Source organism: Ferdinandcohnia sp. Marseille-Q9671 (assembly GCF_976954385.1).
Map to the genome: position 1 here is coordinate 1,464,861 of NZ_CDRJTA010000001.1, position 19,433 is coordinate 1,484,293.

The following is a 19,433-nucleotide window of genomic DNA, read 5'->3' on the forward strand; positions in this document are numbered from 1 at the left end:
CTCACGTGCGCGTTGACTTTTTCTTTAATAACCAAATAAAAAACGGGCCACCAACTAAAGCTGTTAAAATTCCGATTGGCAATTCTTCAGGTGCAATGATCATACGTGCAGCCACATCGGTCCACACAACGATAATACCTCCTAATATTGCGCTTATAGGTAATACACGCTTGTGATCGGAGCCTACAAGTAATCTTGTAATATGCGGAACCATTAACCCAATAAAACCAATCGTACCACTTACTGCAATTGTTACGCCAGCTAAAAGGGATGCAACTAAGATGAGAATCGTATGCAGTCTAGCCACATTGAAACCTAATGTCCCTGCTGTTTCATCACCAAACAGCAAAGCATTCAAAGCCCGATACTGACTCATTAAAACAACCAAGCAAAAAAGGGTAACAAGGAGTGGTAAGGTTAGATACCCCCATTTTGCACCCGCCAGACTTCCCGACATCCAAAACGTGGCATTATGTAATCCTAAGGCGTTAGGAGCGCTTAAGGTGATAAATCTTGTAAAAGCATCCATCATCAGTGCGATCGCGACGCCTGCGAGTAATAAATGCGTGACATTGATTCTGCCGTTTACTCTGGAAAGCGTATAGACTACTATAATGGTCACAGCTGCACCTATAAAAGCGCTTATTGAAAGCGAATACGTTCCAAAGATTGAGAAGGCTCCAAAAAGCATACCTAAAGTTGCCGTTGCCGATGCTCCTGAAGACACACCTAGTATAAACGGATCAGCCAAATGGTTTCGAACCAATGCCTGCATAACCACCCCAGTTACTGCTAAGGATGCACCGACAATCATCCCCAATAAGACCCTGGGTAAACGTAATGCCCAAACGATATTATGCTCTACTTGTGTCCAATCATTTTCAAGCGTAAGAAATGGCAGCTTCGCAAGTAAGAGTTTAGTAACTGTTGCCGGATGAACAGATACTGGTCCAATACCGATTGCTAAGAGGATGGAAACGATACTTATCGCAAACAACAGTATCATGATAACCTTCGTATTCGGCTCATCTTGATTGAAGATCTTTCGAATCGACTTCATAGCTGTTCCTTTCCATATAAAATCAACGCCCAGAGAGTGTCTGAGCGTTATGTGTTCGTTATTTAAAATATATCTATATTGTTCTAGCTTGGAGACAAAGTGTAGCTTCATCTGCGAGATCAGCCGCAAATAGACGATAGTTACACACTTTTATAATCGTTACTCTCAAACAAGTCGATAAGCTCAATGTCTTTATTCTTATCCGAAAAATATCGGTAGGTAAATTCATTTTCAAACAACACGACATAGCGATCATATCGGTCACGAACAAGTAAACTTCTTGAGTCAAATAGTCGAGTGTCAACATCCTTGTTCCCAATCCATCGTGGGATACGGTTACCAAGTGTTGTGAATTCAACCTGTACATTGTATTCAGCTTCTAATCGGTACTCAAATACGTCGTATTGAAGCTGACCTACTGCACCAAGAATAAACTCCTCGTTTGATTCTTGTTTGAATAATTGAATCGCACCCTCTTGTACTAGCTGCTCAATTCCTTTTCTAAATTGCTTTGCCTTCATAACATTCTTCACGCGAACTTTACGATACATTTCTGGCGGGAATACCGGCAATTCCTGATAGTGGATATCATCTTTACCAGCTGTTAATGTGTCACCAATTTGGTAGATATTCGGGTCATAAATCCCAATAATATCTCCTGGATAGGCCTCATCAACCGTTTCCCTGCTTGCAGCCATAAACTGCTGTGTTTGGTTTAATTTAATTGATTTGCCCGTCCGTGTAATTGTTACACCCATACCGCGTTCAAACTTCCCTGAGCAAACACGCAGGAAAGCAATACGGTCACGATGCTTCGTATTCATATTCGCTTGGATTTTAAAAATGTAACCAGAAAATGTTTCTTCCTCTGGTGGAATTAAACCTAGGTTAGTTTTTCTAGGCTTTGGCTCGGATGCAAAGCGTAAGAAAGTATTAAAGAATGTTTCTATACCAAAGTTTGCAAGCGCACTACCAAAGAAGACAGGAGTTAACTCACCGTTGACGACACGTTCTACATCAAAATCATTTCCTGCTTCATCTAGTAGCATCAACTCATCTTGTGTACTGCTATATACCGGGCTGTCTGTAATCGAAGGATGCTTGCCGTCTTCTAGCTCTTGCATTGGGATAATAATTTCATCCTCATTGCCTGAAAAATGAACAAATTGATCATTGTATCGATCAAAAATTCCTAAGAATCGTTTACCCATACCCACCGGCCAATTCATTGGGTAGGATTCAATACCGAGAACTTCTTCAATTTCAGATAAAAGGTCTAGTGGATCCTTTCCTTCACGGTCAAGCTTATTGATAAAGGTGAAAATTGGGATTCCTCTCATACGACAAACCTTAAATAATTTTATAGTTTGTGGTTCTACACCTTTTGTCGAATCAATGATCATCACAACACTATCAACAGCTGTTAATGTCCGGTACGTGTCTTCACTAAAATCTTCATGTCCTGGTGTATCGAGAATATTGACATAAAAGGTATCATAAGGGAAACTCATAACACTCGATGTAACAGAAATTCCACGTTGTTTTTCAATTTCCATCCAGTCCGATGCAGCAAACTTTCCTGATTTTTTCCCTTTTACCGTACCTGCTTCACGAATGACATTACCAAACAACAACAGTTTTTCCGTCATTGTGGTTTTCCCAGCATCTGGATGTGAGATAATGGCAAACGTTCTTCGTTTCTTCACTTCATCTATATAGCTCATATATATTTTCCTTCCGTTATCACGAATTAGAGGGTGTTCAAAAAATCGGGTGATAATGACACGTCCTGAGAGGATCTTCGACTAAATACCGACACGTCCTGTGTCGAACGTCGAAGTCACCACTTCCTGTGGAAGCTCGTTGGCTTGTTTTTCCGTTCCTCGGAAAAGAAAAACACTTTTCCGTCGTGCGAAGCGGATTCTTAGAAGCACTCCTTGTGCTCACGTATTAACTACATACGTTCCGCTACTCAAAACTGCGCCGCCTCGAACTTTCGACGCACAGGACGTGCTAGTGTCGACAATGCCACAGGACGTGGCGTTCTTGTCGACGGGTCCTTATCATCCTCCTTTTGAACACGCACTAGTATCGAAAAAAACTATATCACAATTAAAAAAGAACTACAACGAGATTTGGTGCCCATTTTATGGAGCATAAACAGAAAAAAGGCGATAACCTGTGATTCAAATCACATTCTTTAAAGAGGGTTCCCACTATACTGAAAGTAGAAATAGAAAAAATATTAATGAGGTGATGGTACATGTTTACAGCCTATTTCATTACATTTAGTCTAATGGTCGTTTGCGTGGGGTTTGCAGTATCTATCATGAATACAGTGAAAGAATTTGATAAAAAGGCATTAGAAAAAGAAATGTAAAAAGAAAATGGGAGTAGTTAGTTGTAAACTAACTCTCCCGTATTGTCGTCATCATAAAAGGATACCTTCCATTCTATAGCAACCCGGCGACCATAGAGTGTCCTCCTTAGGCCCGTGGCTTTGCGTCATCGTCTTTCAACAATTTTGCCTTTTGTATAGTCCGGTTTTTTTCTCTTGATGTTTTTATCTGACTGCTTTTATCATGCGTTGATATTTACGTTGGATACTAATAGAGCTGCGATTTAACCTTTTCCCAATATCCGAAAAAGGAGTACCTGTTGCAACTAGCTCGATCATGGAGTTAATTTCAACGGTTGTCCATGCTCGGTAATTGACTCTCTTACGCTTCGAACGTTCCCCTTCAACCCAATCAGGCTCAGGGACAATGGCATTTCGTTCAATTTTCGAGAAATCAACCCTGTCTTTATTGTTCTTCGCCCAACCCCAAAAGTCTTCAGGTTTGATAAAGTAAAATTTCCGTGTGTTTCGTGTTGCCTTTTTCGTGTACTTGAGTCCATGGTTATCAATCCAAAGTTTCACTGATTTCGGATCAATTTTTAATAGAGTCGCCAATTCATGCATGGTTAGCTGGCCCGTAAAAGATTTTGTATTCGAAAGTCCTAACCTCTTAATCTTTAATTCAACCGCCGTTTCTGTTCGGTCAAGCTGATTTGCGATTGTCGAGATTTTCATCCGTCCTACGTGATCCTTCAAAAACTCTATTTCCTCATACGTCCAAGTTCTTTTTTTCAAATCAAAAATCTCCTTTTCATTCTTAATAGCACTAAGAATGAAAGGCCTTTTGATGACATACTATTATCATATCATACTATCGAACTAAAAAAACACTAGTAATTTCAAATTCATAGACATTTGTCAAGTGCTATATAACCCATGGTATAGCCTCTACCTCCCATCGTTTTTACAATTAACCTCAATTCCCCCTTTGTGGTGTTTAAAGGAGGAAATTTCGTGAATATAATCTAACAATCTTGAAGGAATTACATACCAAGCTATATGCCAGGTAATAGACTATTACCAATTACGTAAGGCACTTTACTTACTGTCACTATTCCCCAAATACTGTTACTATATTTGAAATTACTGTCACTAAATGTAAAAATTCGGTCACTTACAATATTCACTGTCGTTTCCCAGGAAATACTGTCGTTATTTTCATATTTTGTCGGTATGGGTAAAATATAAAGGCCCAGACCTTTATTCCAGTCTGGACCTTTTCCTTTATAACTTCCGCTCTATCGTGTATTCCTCTGTTTTTTCAGTGAGCCAAGCTGTATATTCTGTCGACATTTTCTCGTCAAACAAGGTGTTATAAATCGTATCCTTGCTGTCTTCAAAATTCGCTTCGACAGCATCTTTTTTGTCAGTTACTTTGATGATGTGATAACCGTGACTCGTTTTTACAGGTTCGCTAATTTCGTTAACGTCTAAGGAGAAAGCCACCTCTTCAAATTCCGCTACCATTTCACCTTTCCCGAAAAGTCCTAAGTCCCCCCCAGACTCAGCATTCGCTGCATCGGTAGAATACTCTTTTGCTAACTCAGCAAAATCGGATCCATCTGCAAGCTTGGTTGCTACTTCATTTGCTGTTGCTTCATCCTCTACTAAAATATGACTAGCTTGAACTTGTTCCGATTGGGCAAAGGTATCCTTATTTTCTTCAAAGTATGTTTTTACTTCATCATCTGTAATTTCAATTCTCGGTTCGAGCAGTTTTTTCGTTAGAATAAATTGTGTAACATCGCTTTCTACATCTGCGCGGGTTACTCCACTTGTTTCAAGAACACTCGTAAAACTCTCTTCTCCTCCATATGAATCAATGAGGGCTTGCAGTTCTTCATCTATCTCTTTATCAGAAACTTTTATTTTTTCTTTTTCTGCTTCTTGTTGAATAATTTTTTCGGTAATAAGTGTTTCTAAAACATCGGAACCATAATATTGTTCTAATGCCGAGTGTAGTTCATCACGTTCGATTTCTACGCCACCTACACTCGCTACTACATCCTTCTTTAAAAATGTGAACCCGATTATTACTATGAGTGCGATACACAGTACCGACCCAAACAGCCAGGCTAATTTTGTTTTCCCCATTAATGTTAAATCCCTTCATCGCTATGCGTTATTCAATACCTGAGTTATTACTAGTTAATGTAAGCTTGGCGGTTTGTAGTTTTCCATCTCGATAGAAGCTTAGCTCCACTTCATCACCAATTTTGACTTTTGAATATAAATATTTACGGAGTTCCATCGAATTTTCTACTGTTGTATCGTTGATTTTAACAATAACATCTGTCATTTTTAAGCCTGCTTTTTCGGCTGCAGAGTTTTGTGCAACACTTGCTACGATAACCCCACCTGTAACATCCTCAGGAAGATCCGCATAATACATTTTTGGGACTTCCTCAAGGTCTGCTAATCCGATTCCGATAAATGGACGCTCAACCTTTCCATTTTCAATCAGATTGTTAATAATCGGAACAACATCATTACTTGGAATCGCAAACCCTAGCCCTTCAACACCGCTATTCGCAATCTTTAAGCTGTTAATTCCAATCACTTGACCTTGGGTGTTAAGGAGTGCACCACCACTATTACCAGGGTTAATGGCTGCATCAGTTTGGATAACATTTAATTCCCATTCCCCAGCTGATGTTGAAACAGAAATACTTCGGTCTTTCGCACTTACAATACCTGACGTAACGGTTCTAGATAAATCAAGTCCGAGTGGATTTCCGATGGCTAACACTTGATCTCCAGGACGAAGTGTCGCAGAGTCACCGAAAGGCAGAACCGCCTCAACGTGCTCGGAGTTAATTTCTAACACTGCTAAATCTGTTAACGGATCTGTACCGATAAGCTTTGCCATTGTTTTTTGTCCATTATAAAGAGAGATTTCTACCTCATTCGCATTTTCAATTACGTGGTTATTTGTTACGATATACGCCTTGTCGCCATCCTTTTGAAAAATAACCCCAGACCCTGTGCCGCTTTCTACACTTTGTGATGCACTTCTGTTAAATGGATTTTGCTGAGATTGCATACTCGTAATACCAACAATTCCTTTTGATGCCTGTTCAACCATGTCAGCGACAGAGGTTGTAGCATTCTTTACCTCTGTCGGTTGAATTTGCACTGGTCCATTCGCCTCAATCACTTCATTGTTTTGCTGTGTAGCAGGAGCATCTGAATTGAAATACCCCTGAAGCCCATCAATATGTGGTGCAACACCAAGAGTTAGTGCTGATCCTAGAACACCTGCCGTGAACATAGACAAAAAGCTCTTTACCTTGGAATTTGGCTTTTTCTCTTTTGGTTTTGCTGAGCGAAGTTCACTCTCCTCCATTGTTGCCGCTTGAGGTGGTACCTGTGACATAACTAACGATTCTCCTTCGTTAGATGATTGTTCCTCATCCCCCTTCTGCTCTTCCTGATGACTATTACTTGTGTATAATGTATTTTGTTCGTTGTTTTCTATGTTGTGTAATTCCTCTGGTTTATGATGAAAATCATTGCTGTTGTTTAATTCCTCTGGTTTATGATTCGTTTCATCGAAACGTTTTTCGTTCTCCATTTGAATTCCTCCTTAACTATCTCCATGTATTTATCTTACGCAATAAATATGAACAAACTATTAACAAACGTTGAAAGAACATGTAAAAATCAAACTAAAATGTGTAAAAAATTACGATTTCTTTCCTAACCAAAAATCCACCAATAACATGGTGGATTCACTCAGAGGGAAATCGAATTTCAAATTTCGTTCCTTTTCCTTTTTCACTAGATACTTCAATCCTACCATCATGCAACTGTACAAGTTGTTTCACAATCGAAAGTCCTAGGCCGAATTGCCCGAAAGGAGTCCCAGTCCGGGAAACATCTGCTTTGTAGAAACGATGCCAGATTTTTTCAATTTCAGCTGGATCAATTCCTGCACCAGTGTCTTCAATTTCGATAATCGTTTCGTTCTCACCCGCTTTACCTCGAACCCATATTGTTCCGTCCTGTGTAAACTGGATGCTGTTTTTTGTAATATTGATTAAAATTTGAATCAAGCGATCATAGTCGGCTGTAATTAGTAAGGTATCAGATACCTCGACAACGATCTGGTTATTTTTTTCTTCTGCCTGTGGCTCTAGTGTTTCTTTAATAACCTCAAGTACCTCAATTAGTTCAATTGTCTCCCTTTGGAGGGTAACCTGGTTCGAGCGAATTTTTTCATAATCTAAGTTTTCATTCACTAAGCGAATGAGCCTCTTTGTTTCCTGGCTTACCAATTGAATGCCCCGTTCTTTTTCCTCCTCAGGAATAAGGTCGTTTTTCAATCCTTCAATCACGCCACTAATTGTTGTTAAAGGGGTTCTCATTTCATGGGATACATCTGCCATGAATTTCCTTCTTCTACTTTCAAGACTTTCAATTTCATCCATGGATTGTTGTAACCGTTGCACCATCTTATTAAAATCATTTGACAGTTCACCAATTTCATCAAAATTCGAAGAAGGCAATTGGACAGAGTAATCCCCCTCGGATATCATCGAGGTTGCCTCTCGTAATCGTTTTACTCTCTTTACATGAATCGTGGACAGGACCCAAATCATCAAAAGAGCCACAACTAACGCGAGAAACATGGTGTAAAACAAATATTGATTGATTTCCTTAATCATTTCTTGAGTTCCACTAATTGGAGAGGCTAGTAGAATCCCTCCAACAAATGTATCACGAATCATATAAGGAACAACAACAAAGGTTACTTCTTGATCATAGCGCTTATAATCCTCTTTTACAGAAACAATATGGCCACTTCTAACCTTTTCCCATTCACGTTTCTTCAATTCAACTTGGGGCACAAAACCACCAATTGCATTCAAACTTATCCCATTTTCATCAAATACCGTGAAAAGAATGTTTCGCTCACTTAGCATCGTTGAATATGAATTAAGTACTGTATCAAGACGTGAGGTTTGACTCATATCACTAATGATATTTTCGCCATACCCAGTGAGTTCCTCCACCTTTTCCTCAAACACAAGATTTTCTACATAGTGCGCAAATACAATACTTAAAATGATAAAGGCAACAACAAGAACACTAATATGGCTAAAAAGCTGTTGGTACATGTATCTGAATTTCATTTTTCTTCCTTCTCAATGGTTTCATCAAATTTATAACCAACACCCCATACAGTATGAAAGAAGGGTTGATTGGCAGTACCTAGCTTTTTACGAAGTCGTTTAATGTGAACATCTACCGTTCGCTCATCTCCATAAAATTGATAACCCCAAACACGTTCTAACAGCTGATCTCTTGAAAACACCTGTTTTGGATGCTGCGCAAAGTAATATAGCAAATCAAATTCCTTTGGAGTTAGGTTCGTAATTGCTGTTCCATTTAAAATGACTTCTCTCGTATCTTTATTGATTTTAAAATGCTGTGTTTGAAGTGTTCCTTTGTCTGCTTCTTCTGACGGCATACTATTGTAGCGACGTGTTACAGCTTTTATTCTTGCCATTAATGCTAGCGGACTAAACGGTTTTGTCACATAATCATCTGCTCCCATTTCAAGACCCAATACCTGATCTGACTCACTATCCTTCGCAGTAAGCATAATAATGGGAACTGTACTTTTTTCTTCACGGATCTTGCGACAGATCGTCACCCCATCCATACCTGGCAGCATCCAATCCACAATAAGCAAATCCCAATTTTCCTGTTTAAAACGGTTATATCCTTCCAGACCGTCATGAACAAATTCGCCTTGAATTCCTTCCTTCGAAAAAAACATTTCGATCATGGAGCAAACACTTTCATTATCTTCAATTACGAGAACTCTCATGTTTCTCACATCTCCTATTTACAAACACTTATTAGTTTTATTTTACACAATTACTTCTTTTACCAAAAGTATACCGAATTCCGGATAATAACAATACTTTTCAACATTCTTCTCAGTTTTTTACAGATTACGAAACAATTTGTTCATAGTTTCTTTTGCTTATTTCACAAAATAAAACTTACTCATAAACAATAAATTAAAAAAGCACTCAATCTGAGTGCTTTCATTTTTTAACGAGTTGCCTCTCTCTTCCATAACAATCTTCATAATGTAGCTTAATTTGACCCTCATCCAAATAAAAGGTCACTGTCTCATTTACGAACTCGGCTTTACAAACAATCCTATTCCCCTCAACTTTTACAAGGTTAATAGGATAGGTATAGGGCACCCCATAGGTTTTGGTTACTGTTAAATACAATGAATTATTACTCTTTTTTTCGATTAAAAGCGGAGATGCGTCCTCACCTTCATAAATACCGATAAATTGGGGAAGATTTATTTCCAGATTGCTATTACTTGGAATAGTAGAGACACTCTTTATTTCCTTACCAAATACGATGTTAGCAAGGTCCTTACTCATTTTTTCTACAGGGGTTAGATTCAAATTTGATAACACTATAACCATGACTTTGCTTTCTAGATACATAACAAAGTCACTTACAAAGCCATTTATATCACCTGAATGACTCGCAATCTTTTCATTGTCATTTACCAAAAACCAGCCATATCCATAGCCATCAAGATTTGGAGTAAACATCTTATTAACTAGCTCTTGATTTACGACCCTTCCCTGCATTAAAGCTTTTCCCCACTTATATAAATCTTCTACAGTTGAATATAAACCATAAGCTCCTAACGGAAATGACATATCAATAAACTCACTGTGGATAACGGTCTTATGAACTGTATGGCCAGTAGCTAAATGTGAAATAATTGTTCGACCATCATCAACACCCGTATCATTCATCTGAAGAGGAGACAAAATCTTCTCTTTCAAAAATTCTGAGTATGTAAGACCAGAAGCCTTTTCAATCATAGCCGTTAATAATAGATAACCAGAATTACAATATTCCATTCTTTCTCCTGGCGAAAACTCAAGATGTATGTCCTTAAGAGAATCAATTAATTGGTCTATCGTAGCTGGTAGCCTCATCATTTTGCTCCAATAATCTGGCGATGAAGTAAAATCGGCAATTCCAGAGGAATGTGATAGCAAGTGATGGATAGTGATCCGATTTCCTTCTGGATAGTCGCTGAAAAAGGTATCGATTGTGGTAGTTAACTCAATTTTTCCTTCCTCCACAAGAATTAGAATTCCTGCAGCAGTAAACGCTTTTGATAGGGAACCAATTCGGAACTTTGTTTTTTGTGTGACGGGAACCTCATATTGAAAGCTTGCTAGCCCTGAATCCTGCTGTAGCAAGATGTTATCGTCTTTTGCAACTAGTACAGACCCATTAAAATAACCATAATCAGAAAGTGCCTTCAAGTAGTTTTTCAGATATTGTGTAGTGGACGTCTTTAGCATCATACATTTCCTCCTTTATATGTAAAAGGGACTATTGAATCATAGTCCCCAATAGTATCCTAAACCCTCATTTCCCCATGTTCAATCGTAGACTTTTCAATCTGTATCGTGGTGTGTTCGATTTTAAATGTTTCTCTTATTTTATCAATTGCCTGTTGTAAGATTTCCTGACTGTCTGAATCATCTTTGATTAAAATATGGCAGGTTAGTGAATCCATTCCGGAAGTAATCGTCCAAATATGAAGGTCATGAACATCAATGACACCTTCAATTTCTTCGAGTGTTGCTTTGACTTCCTTTTGATCGATTGTAATGGGAGTTCCCTCCATTAAAATATGAATCGAGTGCGTTAATACTCCCCAGGCACTTTTTAAAATAAGGACTGCGACAACGACAGAGATGATTGGATCTGCTACATACCAATCAAACACTAACATCAGTAACCCCGCAATAATCGCACCCACTGAGCCTAGCGCATCTCCAAGAACATGAAGGTATGCACTCCGTAGGTTGACGTTATTTTTCACATCGCCTTTACTGATCAGGGACCAGGCACTTAGCAAATTTGCCAATAACCCAACTCCCGCGATCATCATCATTGTTCCGCTTGCGACTGTCGGCGGCTCGAAAAATCTATCAAACGCCTCAAATACAATAAATCCTGCGATAACGAATAGGGTAACCGCGTTAAATAGAGCAGCTAAAATTTCAAATCTGTAGAAGCCATACGTTTTTTTTGGTGATGCAGGTCGAGTTGCAAACCAAAATGCAACCAAGCTTAAAAACAGGGAGCTTGCGTCACTCAACATATGTCCAGCATCAGATAACAAGGCCAAACTATTTGTAAAAATGCCTCCGAAAAATTCGAGTAGCATGATTCCTACAGTTATGCATAAAGCAATCAGTAAACCTTTCTTATTTCCCTCTCTCACTTCATCGAAATGATGGTGGTGACCATGGTGATGATGGTCGTGTCCGTGATGATGGTGATGGTGGTGATGACCCATCAGTTTCCCCTCCTATTCATGTTCGATATGATGGATGACTTGATGGAGCAAGGTGATAACATGATCATCATCATATGTATAAAGGAATGTATTTCCCTCTCGTTTATATGTCACTAAGCGAAGATTTCTGAGTAAGCTAAGTTGGTGTGAAACCGCGGATTGTGACATTTCGAGAACTTCTGCTATATGTGTGACTGAGCATTCTTCTTGTGATAATAAATAGAGAATTTTAATCCGTGTCGGATCTGCCAACGCTTTAAACATTCTCGCGGCTTCATCGATAGTTTTTTGTGCTAGAAAAGAATGATCTCTTTGTTCCATTTTTCAACCTTCTTTCTTGTCTGTTCCCTAGTTGTTTGCTCGGAAACCTTTATCCTGTAAATCCCGGTATATATAATCTGCATCGGCTGCGACTCCTTGGAGTAGTGCCGAGCCCCTCACAAATTGCCACGGTAAACCTAAAAAGTATAATCCATTTATGTTGGTTATCCCTCTTTTGTGTATTGGTTGCCTACTTTGATCGAAAAGGTTTGGAATATGCAGCCACTGATAAGCAGATTGAAACCCAGTTGACCACACCACGTTTGGTACAGCCAATTCACTTTTATCTTGGAAAATGAATGTATCATTTTTTATATCAATTACTCTAGACTTTATGGTAATTTTACCTCTCTTTATCGCTCGCTTTAACTCAAACCCGAATATTGGATCTGGACGTGATTTTAGAAAAGAACCTAGTTTCGAAGTAACACTCGCATTGAGTATACCCAATTTATCAAACCACCAAAAAATACTCTTCCCGCCAATATCCTGTGGCAACAAGGTGAGCTTTTGCCCTACCGAGAGAAACACCTCCCGCTCACCAGATAGCTCAGCAGCGATTTGAGCACCAGAATTTCCCCCACCTACTACTAGCACCGGACCATTCTTTAATTGAGATGGATTTTTATATTGTGAGGAATGCAGTTGAAACACACTACTTGATAGAGCCTGTTCAAAGCTTGGTATGAAAGGTGTTTGAAACGGCCCAGTAGCAACCACTACATTTCTTGATAAAACTTCATCCTTGCTTGTTTCAATCCTAAACCCAGTATCTGTTTGTGTAACCCTCTTTATTTCTGTTTCCAGCTGTACCGGAAGTGCTTGATATTCTGCATATTGTTCTAAATAATCAGCAACTTGATCTTTCGTTGGATAGCCTTGTTTTGATCCATTCATATTCAAGCCAGGAAGCTGACTATACTCTCTTGGTGTAAAAAGTGTTAGCGAATCATATCTAGTTCTCCATGATTCACCAATTTCCTTTGCCTTATCTAGAAGTACATATGAACAATTTGTCTTACTTAAATAATATCCCATGGACAAGCCTGCCTGACCTGCTCCAATGATTACGACATCATACATAATGAGCTCCACCCATCCAATAAAGTATATGAGCATATGTTCATATAGTATATTACAGCTGATTTATAAAGGTGTCAATTGTCGGTTGTGAATTTATTCGATTTTTCTAATAAATTTTGTAACGTTTGTTGAAAACAGGCTATTTGGGCGATATTTTTACGAAATTGTTGGAGTCATTCTGAGTAATTTTGATTCTATCCGCGTTAACTCATTTCTATCGGCGATAATATGATTCTATCAACGATAATTCAGTTCTATCGGCGAAAATATGCCTCCAATCGGCGATAGCCGTTTTATGTAAACTTCCAAACAAAAAAAGCATGAGAGCCAACTCATGCTTGTCTGCTTTTCATGGTTTCCCACTCTTCGCGTAGCAGGCCCATTCGAATCGAATCATAATAGACTCCATTGTAGTACCGACATTTTCTCATACGCCCTTCGAGTGTCATACCAAGTTTCTCGCCGACCTTCATCATTCGATAGTTGCCTGACCATGTAGTATAACCCACTCTTTCAATCTCAGGGATTGTTTCAAACAAGTAATCAATCCAAAGCTTAATCGTCTCGGTCCCGTATCCACCATTCCAATAGTCTTGTAGATATATGACAATCCCCATCTCAAGCCATCGAGTTGATTCGTTTTCCCAGTAGTACACAACAGTTCCAATTATCTTGCCGTCTGCCTCAATAAGGAGTTGCCTAGGAGGTTGATTCTGTTTTGTAAGCCGTTCAGTTGCCATTTTGATATAATTCTCTTTTTCAATATACTCATGTGGAAAGTATGGAGCATCCCACTTTTTCCACTCGGAGTTAGGATACCCAGCAAATTCTAGATCCCATAGGGTTTCTAAATCCTCTAGTTCAATCTGTCTTAGCGTTACCTTTTCTCCCTTTATTTGTACTCCGTTCATTGTGTTCCTCCATTTTCTTTATATAGTTCAATTAATGCAGAGGGTGAAAATGTGATGTTATTTGTTGGTAGTTGCTCTTGTACCTTCTTTGTTAAAAGCTCACCCTTCTGATTATGTTTCTTTTCAAGGATGTCCCCGCCTTTCACGATTGTATCTGATGCAAGATCTAGCCATGTGCCGAAGTCTTTGGCCCATTGCTCAAGTTCTCTTTTTACCTCATCCGAAATTGGGAAATCCTCTAATTCTATATTACAGCTACATTTTGCACACCAAATCGGGTCTGCTGAGAAGTCTCCTTCTATTTTTAAATCTCTCGTATCCTCTTTACATAGACATTTCATTCATGTTATCACCTCTGATTGTAGTGGTTACTAAAGTTCTATATTCGATATCTTTGATTAAAATCCTTTGTATCCTTGGAAAAAGAGGTTTTTACTGAGTTACTGTTTTTTCTTTGAAAAATACTGGCCTGTTCTCGGAAATTCTGTTTTTTAATACAAAAAAAGCATGCAGCTTACACCGCATACTTTAATTCGCTATCACTTCTAAAAAATTATCTTTAAATGTTTCTTCTTTCTTGAATTGCATTTCTTGTTGGTGTTCGATTTCTGAACGTCTTGTAGTCTCAAACTCTTTTAATCTCGTTTCACTAGGGTCATCATGTAGCAAGGCCTGTTCGATAATTGGTGCTAACATATGGGCATCCTTGATTGCACAGTTAATACCAATAGCTCCTGTTGGTGTCATGGTATGTGCTGCATCGCCCATGATGACTAGTCCATTTTTTACCCAGGTTTCTGTTCTCGAACTAAACACTTTCAAACAAACAAAGTTTTTCCAGGTTTGGATGTGTTCTCGGACTATAGGTTCTAATTCTGGAAAGCTACGAATGAGTGGCTCTAAGAATGGCTGTAGTTGCGTCTTCCGTAAAGAAGCAAATGTTCCTTCCGCGATATTCCATCCTATTTGAATTTTTCCACCGGTTTGTGTGAACAATGCAAGCTGGTGCCCATCTACTAGCACCATTCTTGTTGAAGGCTCCCAATTTGCTGGTGCAGGAATTTTAGCCCACAATACATCATAGCCGTGAGTTTCCTCGGAAACCTCTATGTTTGCAAGCTTTCTAACAGTCGAATAACGGCCGTCTGCTCCAACGATAATCGAACTTGAAATAGTGATTTCGTCTCCATTTTGTCTAACCTTTACACCTGTATAAAATCCACGTTCATCTTGGACTAGTGCCGTAACACTTGCATTTAATAATAGCCTGTAATTCGGATAGGTTTCCGACTCCTTCGAAACAGCTGTTAAAAAATGTGGCTGTGGAATATGGATTCCTACGTGGTCTTCTCCGGCTGGTGTGATTGATTTCACAATTTCACGGCCAAAAAGGTATTCCACTTTCTTCATTCGTAACAATCCAAGTTCCTCTATTTTCGTAAAGAGTTGATGTTCTCTTAAAATAGCTTCCGTTTCTCCATCGATATGCTCGCCTCTAAATTCCCGTTCGTTTCCAGACGTGCGCTCAACTACGATGGTAGATATCCCCTTCTTAGCTAATAGGTTGCCAAGAAGCGCGCCAGCCGGTCCTCCACCAACAATACATACATCTGTCTGTAGATTCATCTTAACCACCTTCTATAGTTGTCATATATATTCAAATGCGCCTTTGCGTATTTGGGCCAGATATTTAATGCCCACACGAGGTGGGGCATATAGACATTGCCACAGGATATGGCGTTAGTAGTCTTTGATCTTGTGCTCGAAAAGTTCATGTAATGAATCGTGCATCCTCCGAATCAATTGTACTTTATTCAATCGGGGATTGAACACTTACTATATTATATAATATTTGCAGTCACCCCACTTAAAGAAGTGAGTGACTATTGCAGAGTACTGCCAAAAGTTTTCTAATAAGAAACAAAGTTCACTATTAATAACCAAATGATAACAACGATCGTTACATAGGTCAACTGATATTCATTACCATTTGTAATAAGAATAGCCAAATCTCTACTACTTTTTCACGTACGTTATAAAATTGAAAGGATTCTTGTAAAATAAACTATTGGAGTGATTTTACAGGGGGTTATTAGATATGAGAAAAATACTGGTAGGGGCTGGAATCGTCTTTGTTTGTATGCTTACAGCAGGTTGTTCAAGTCAACAAACCTCACCATCCAAACAGAGTGAGGAAGAAGAAAAACCTGACACGTTCCAAATAGCAACAGCAATCCATGAAGAAGGTACCTATAGCATTAGCTTTCCTCAACTCATTCAGAAGCAAAACAGTGGTTTAGATATGATAAATGAACTGATCAAAAAAGAAGCAATCCTATTCTTGGAGCAATATAAAGATGGTGGTTCATCGTTATCTATGGATTATCAGATCACGTTTCAAACTGATGATACGGTAAGCATCCTTTATACAGGGGATTATTCTGGTGGCATGTATCCGACTCACCTGTTATTCACGACAAATATTGATCTAAAAAATGAACGAAAAATTGAATTACCCGATGTATTTGTTATAGATGAACAGTTTATAGAAACCTTTAGGGAAGCTTCTTATCTAGACCCTGATAACCCTGATTCACCAAATGTGGAAAAACAAGCAGCTGTCATCGAATATCTAACTAGCATGAACACACAAGAACTTACCAACGCTTTTTCAAAAGCAGATCGCACTAATCCAAAAGAAAATCTGTATGGAATATTTTCATACTATACGGAGGATTCCTTAATCATTAGCTTTCAGGTGCCACACGCTCTCGGGGATCACGCTGAGTTCAAGCTTAAGGTAGAAGATCTGAAGAAAAAATAGGATATAAAACAATCAAAAAGTCCCTCCTGTAAAAAGGAGGGACTGTTAACTGATTATAAACATCATAGACAAATGATTACATGCCTGCGGCTTAACTAAAAACTGGTTTTTTCTCGGTTAAACCAAGTGTTTGAGCAGTTGTAGTATGCACCTTGTCTAAAAGGACAGGATTTTCCATTAGTGACAACCCATATGAAGGGATCATTTCTTGAATTTTCGCTTCCCACTCTAATGTGCGTTCTGGGAAGCATTTTTTAATGACTTCAAGCATGACGTGTACAGCAGTAGAAGCTCCAGGAGATGCGCCAAGTAAAGCAGCAAGTGAACCGTCAGCAGCCGTAATTACTTCTGTACCAAATTGAAGTGTACCTTTTCCACCAGCTTCGGTATCTTTGATAACCTGTACGCGTTGTCCCGCTACTACTAAATCCCAATCCTCGCTTTTGGCATTCGGGATAAACTCACGAAGCTCTTCCATGCGTTGTTCCTTCGATAACATAACCTGCTGGATGAGATATTTGGTCAGTGACATCTCTTTAGCGCCTGCAGCTAACATCGTTAGGACATTGTTTGGTTTTACTGAAGTGATTAAGTCAAACATTGACCCACTTTTTAAGAATTTTGGCGAGAATCCAGCAAATGGCCCAAATAGGAGTGATTTTTTATTGTCGATATAGCGAGTATCAAGATGTGGAACTGACATTGGCGGAGCACCCACCTTCGCTTTACCGTAAACCTTCGCGTTGTGCTGTGCGACCACATCAGGATTCTTACATACCATAAATAAACCGCTTACCGGGAAGCCACCAATATGCTTTCCTTCAGGAATACCTGATTTTTGGAGTAAGTGAAGGCTTCCTCCTCCTCCACCGATAAAGACAAACTTTGCAGCATGTCGTTCAACGGAACCGCTATCAAGATTTTTTACTTTTAATTCCCATAATCCGTCACTTGTACGTTTCATATCAGTAACTGTACGTTTATGTTTTACATGAACATTTTTATTTTCTAAGTGTTTAAATAGCATGCGTGTTAAATTTCCAAAGTTGACATCTGTGCCAGAGTCACTTTTTGTTGCGGCGATAGGTTCATCTGATCCGCGGTCTTGCATGATAAGTGGAATCCATTCTGCTAGCTTTTTCGGATTATCTGAGAATTCCATTCCTTTGAATAACGGGTTTTTAGACATTGCTTCAAAACGTCTCTTTAAGAAAGCTACATTTTGTTCACCTTGTACTAGACTCATATGAGGTAGTGGCATAATGAAATCCTGTGGGTTCTTAATGAGCTTTCGTTTTACAAGATAAGACCAAAACTGCATAGAAACCTGGAATTGTTCATTAATGTTAACCGCTTTACTAATATCGACGGTTCCATCTGGTTTTTCAACCGTGTAGTTAAGCTCACATAATGCTGCATGCCCCGTACCAGCATTATTCCATTCATTGGAGCTTTCTTCTGCTACCTTGTCGAGCTTTTCAAATACTTTAATTTCCCATTCGGGTACTAATTCTTTTAAAAGAGTTCCTAATGTAGCACTCATGATTCCAGCGCCAATTAGAATGACGTCTGTTTTAGTTGTCTTGTTGCTCATAATTACCAACCTTTTCCCCTTTATTTATGAAAAGATGTAAGCATCACATCAAGTGAAAGCGCGACCAAGTCACACATCTTTTCTCTTACGTTTCTCTGATAAAATCATATCATAGATTATTAGAATTATTTTAGTTTACGCTTTCTATTATTATATGATAATTTTAAATTTTTTTAAAGGTGATTATAAGTGTACGGTGCAAATTTAGGCGTCAATGGGGATGAAAGTACTTGGTATACGTACATATTTCACAAATTATTATCGTGGTTTGACGAGTGGATTGCTACCTTATACAGCTAATTCCGACATCGAATTTCAATCCTACATTGGTACGGTGCATAGAAAAAGAGGGACTCCATTTACGAATGGATCCCCTCTTTCCTTGTATTGTTATAATTTCAAACAATAAATAGGTTCTGGATGATGCCCTTCCTCTACCTCGCCCGTTGGCTTAAAGCCAACCTTTTCATAGATTCGGATTGCTCGTTCATTATTATATATTACGGATAAATAGATTTCATTGCATGAATAGGACGTAACCATATCCTCTATAATGGCTTGTAATACAGGAACACCGTATCCTTTACCCTGATATTTATGGCCCAGCATCATACTAATCAGTTCATATCGATTGGTTTCTTTTTGATACCCATGGGACGTAAAGCCTATTAGCGTTTCACCATCATAAATTGCTTTTGGTGTGAACCCAAACACCTGACATGCTGCAAGAAAGTACGTGTTAGAGCCTACCCATCTTTCATAAATTTGGATATACTTTTCTTGATTCTCATCTGACTTCAAATTTATTACATCATAAAAATTTTTCTCTGTAACATCAACTAGTTTAATATTCATGAGCGTTCTCCCTTTA

General features: G+C 38.7%; 17 protein-coding genes and 1 riboswitch. Of the genes, 1 reads left to right on the forward strand and 16 read right to left on the reverse strand.

What is annotated here, in order from left to right:
- Position 1: 1 nt before the first annotated feature.
- The 14 genes from ACWNMY_RS07510 to ACWNMY_RS07575 all read right to left on the reverse strand — a co-directional run bounded on the left by ACWNMY_RS07510 (position 2) and on the right by ACWNMY_RS07575 (position 15,770).
- Positions 2 to 1,060, reverse strand: a complete 1,059-nt coding sequence (locus ACWNMY_RS07510) for a FecCD family ABC transporter permease (RefSeq protein ID WP_449537614.1) — start codon at positions 1,058 to 1,060, stop codon at positions 2 to 4.
- Between the two features lie 140 nt (positions 1,061 to 1,200).
- Positions 1,201 to 2,784, reverse strand: a complete 1,584-nt coding sequence (locus ACWNMY_RS07515) for a peptide chain release factor 3 (protein WP_449537615.1) — start codon at positions 2,782 to 2,784, stop codon at positions 1,201 to 1,203.
- A gap of 730 nt (positions 2,785 to 3,514) precedes the next feature.
- A riboswitch (cyclic di-GMP riboswitch) is annotated at positions 3,515 to 3,599 on the reverse strand.
- Positions 3,600 to 3,623: 24 nt separating this feature from the next.
- Entirely contained in the window at positions 3,624 to 4,193 is a 570-nt protein-coding gene (locus ACWNMY_RS07520) for a DNA-binding protein (protein ID WP_449537616.1), read from the reverse strand.
- 489 nt (positions 4,194 to 4,682) lie between these two features.
- Positions 4,683 to 5,552, reverse strand: coding sequence for a peptidylprolyl isomerase (locus ACWNMY_RS07525; RefSeq protein WP_449537617.1), 870 nt, complete (start codon positions 5,550 to 5,552; stop codon positions 4,683 to 4,685).
- Between the two features lie 28 nt (positions 5,553 to 5,580).
- Entirely contained in the window at positions 5,581 to 7,032 is a 1,452-nt protein-coding gene (locus ACWNMY_RS07530) for a trypsin-like peptidase domain-containing protein (RefSeq protein WP_449537618.1), read from the reverse strand.
- 157 nt (positions 7,033 to 7,189) lie between these two features.
- Entirely contained in the window at positions 7,190 to 8,593 is a 1,404-nt protein-coding gene (locus ACWNMY_RS07535) for an ATP-binding protein (RefSeq protein ID WP_449537619.1), read from the reverse strand.
- Positions 8,590 to 9,294 (reverse strand): winged helix-turn-helix domain-containing protein, encoded by a 705-nt coding sequence (locus ACWNMY_RS07540; protein WP_449537620.1) that lies wholly within the window; start codon positions 9,292 to 9,294, stop codon positions 8,590 to 8,592. The genes ACWNMY_RS07535 and ACWNMY_RS07540 overlap by 4 nt, the downstream gene beginning before the upstream one ends.
- Before the next feature lie 223 nt (positions 9,295 to 9,517).
- Entirely contained in the window at positions 9,518 to 10,825 is a 1,308-nt protein-coding gene (locus ACWNMY_RS07545; protein WP_449537621.1) for a serine hydrolase domain-containing protein, read from the reverse strand.
- A gap of 56 nt (positions 10,826 to 10,881) precedes the next feature.
- The gene (locus tag ACWNMY_RS07550; RefSeq protein ID WP_449537622.1) at positions 10,882 to 11,829 is read right to left on the reverse strand and encodes a cation diffusion facilitator family transporter; all 948 of its coding nucleotides are present in this window, start codon (positions 11,827 to 11,829) and stop codon (positions 10,882 to 10,884) included.
- Between the two features lie 12 nt (positions 11,830 to 11,841).
- On the reverse strand, positions 11,842 to 12,150 hold the full coding sequence (locus ACWNMY_RS07555) for an ArsR/SmtB family transcription factor (protein ID WP_449537623.1): 309 nt from the start codon (positions 12,148 to 12,150) through the stop codon (positions 11,842 to 11,844).
- Positions 12,151 to 12,177: 27 nt separating this feature from the next.
- Positions 12,178 to 13,233, reverse strand: coding sequence for a flavin-containing monooxygenase (locus ACWNMY_RS07560; RefSeq protein WP_449537624.1), 1,056 nt, complete (start codon positions 13,231 to 13,233; stop codon positions 12,178 to 12,180).
- 332 nt (positions 13,234 to 13,565) lie between these two features.
- Positions 13,566 to 14,144 carry a GNAT family N-acetyltransferase gene (locus ACWNMY_RS07565; RefSeq protein ID WP_449537625.1) on the reverse strand — a complete coding sequence of 193 codons (579 nt, stop codon included), beginning with the start codon at positions 14,142 to 14,144 and terminating at the stop codon, positions 13,566 to 13,568.
- Positions 14,141 to 14,485: a hypothetical protein gene (locus ACWNMY_RS07570; RefSeq protein WP_449537626.1), complete on the reverse strand. Its 345-nt coding sequence runs from the start codon at positions 14,483 to 14,485 to the stop codon at positions 14,141 to 14,143. Before ACWNMY_RS07570 ends, ACWNMY_RS07565 begins: the two co-directional genes overlap by 4 nt.
- A gap of 187 nt (positions 14,486 to 14,672) precedes the next feature.
- Positions 14,673 to 15,770, reverse strand: a complete 1,098-nt coding sequence (locus tag ACWNMY_RS07575) for an FAD-dependent monooxygenase (protein ID WP_449537627.1) — start codon at positions 15,768 to 15,770, stop codon at positions 14,673 to 14,675.
- A gap of 472 nt (positions 15,771 to 16,242) precedes the next feature.
- On the opposite strand from ACWNMY_RS07575, the gene ACWNMY_RS07580 reads away from it, so the two are divergent.
- The gene (locus tag ACWNMY_RS07580; protein ID WP_449537628.1) at positions 16,243 to 16,968 is read left to right on the forward strand and encodes a hypothetical protein; all 726 of its coding nucleotides are present in this window, start codon (positions 16,243 to 16,245) and stop codon (positions 16,966 to 16,968) included.
- A 91-nt stretch (positions 16,969 to 17,059) separates the two neighbouring features.
- Here ACWNMY_RS07580 and ACWNMY_RS07585 read toward each other — a convergent pair whose 3' ends face one another.
- Together ACWNMY_RS07585 and ACWNMY_RS07590 are read right to left on the reverse strand one after the other, a co-directional pair.
- Positions 17,060 to 18,562 (reverse strand): malate:quinone oxidoreductase, encoded by a 1,503-nt coding sequence (locus ACWNMY_RS07585; protein ID WP_449537629.1) that lies wholly within the window; start codon positions 18,560 to 18,562, stop codon positions 17,060 to 17,062.
- Between the two features lie 390 nt (positions 18,563 to 18,952).
- Positions 18,953 to 19,417, reverse strand: coding sequence for a GNAT family N-acetyltransferase (locus ACWNMY_RS07590; protein ID WP_449537630.1), 465 nt, complete (start codon positions 19,415 to 19,417; stop codon positions 18,953 to 18,955).
- Positions 19,418 to 19,433 lie beyond the last annotated feature (16 nt).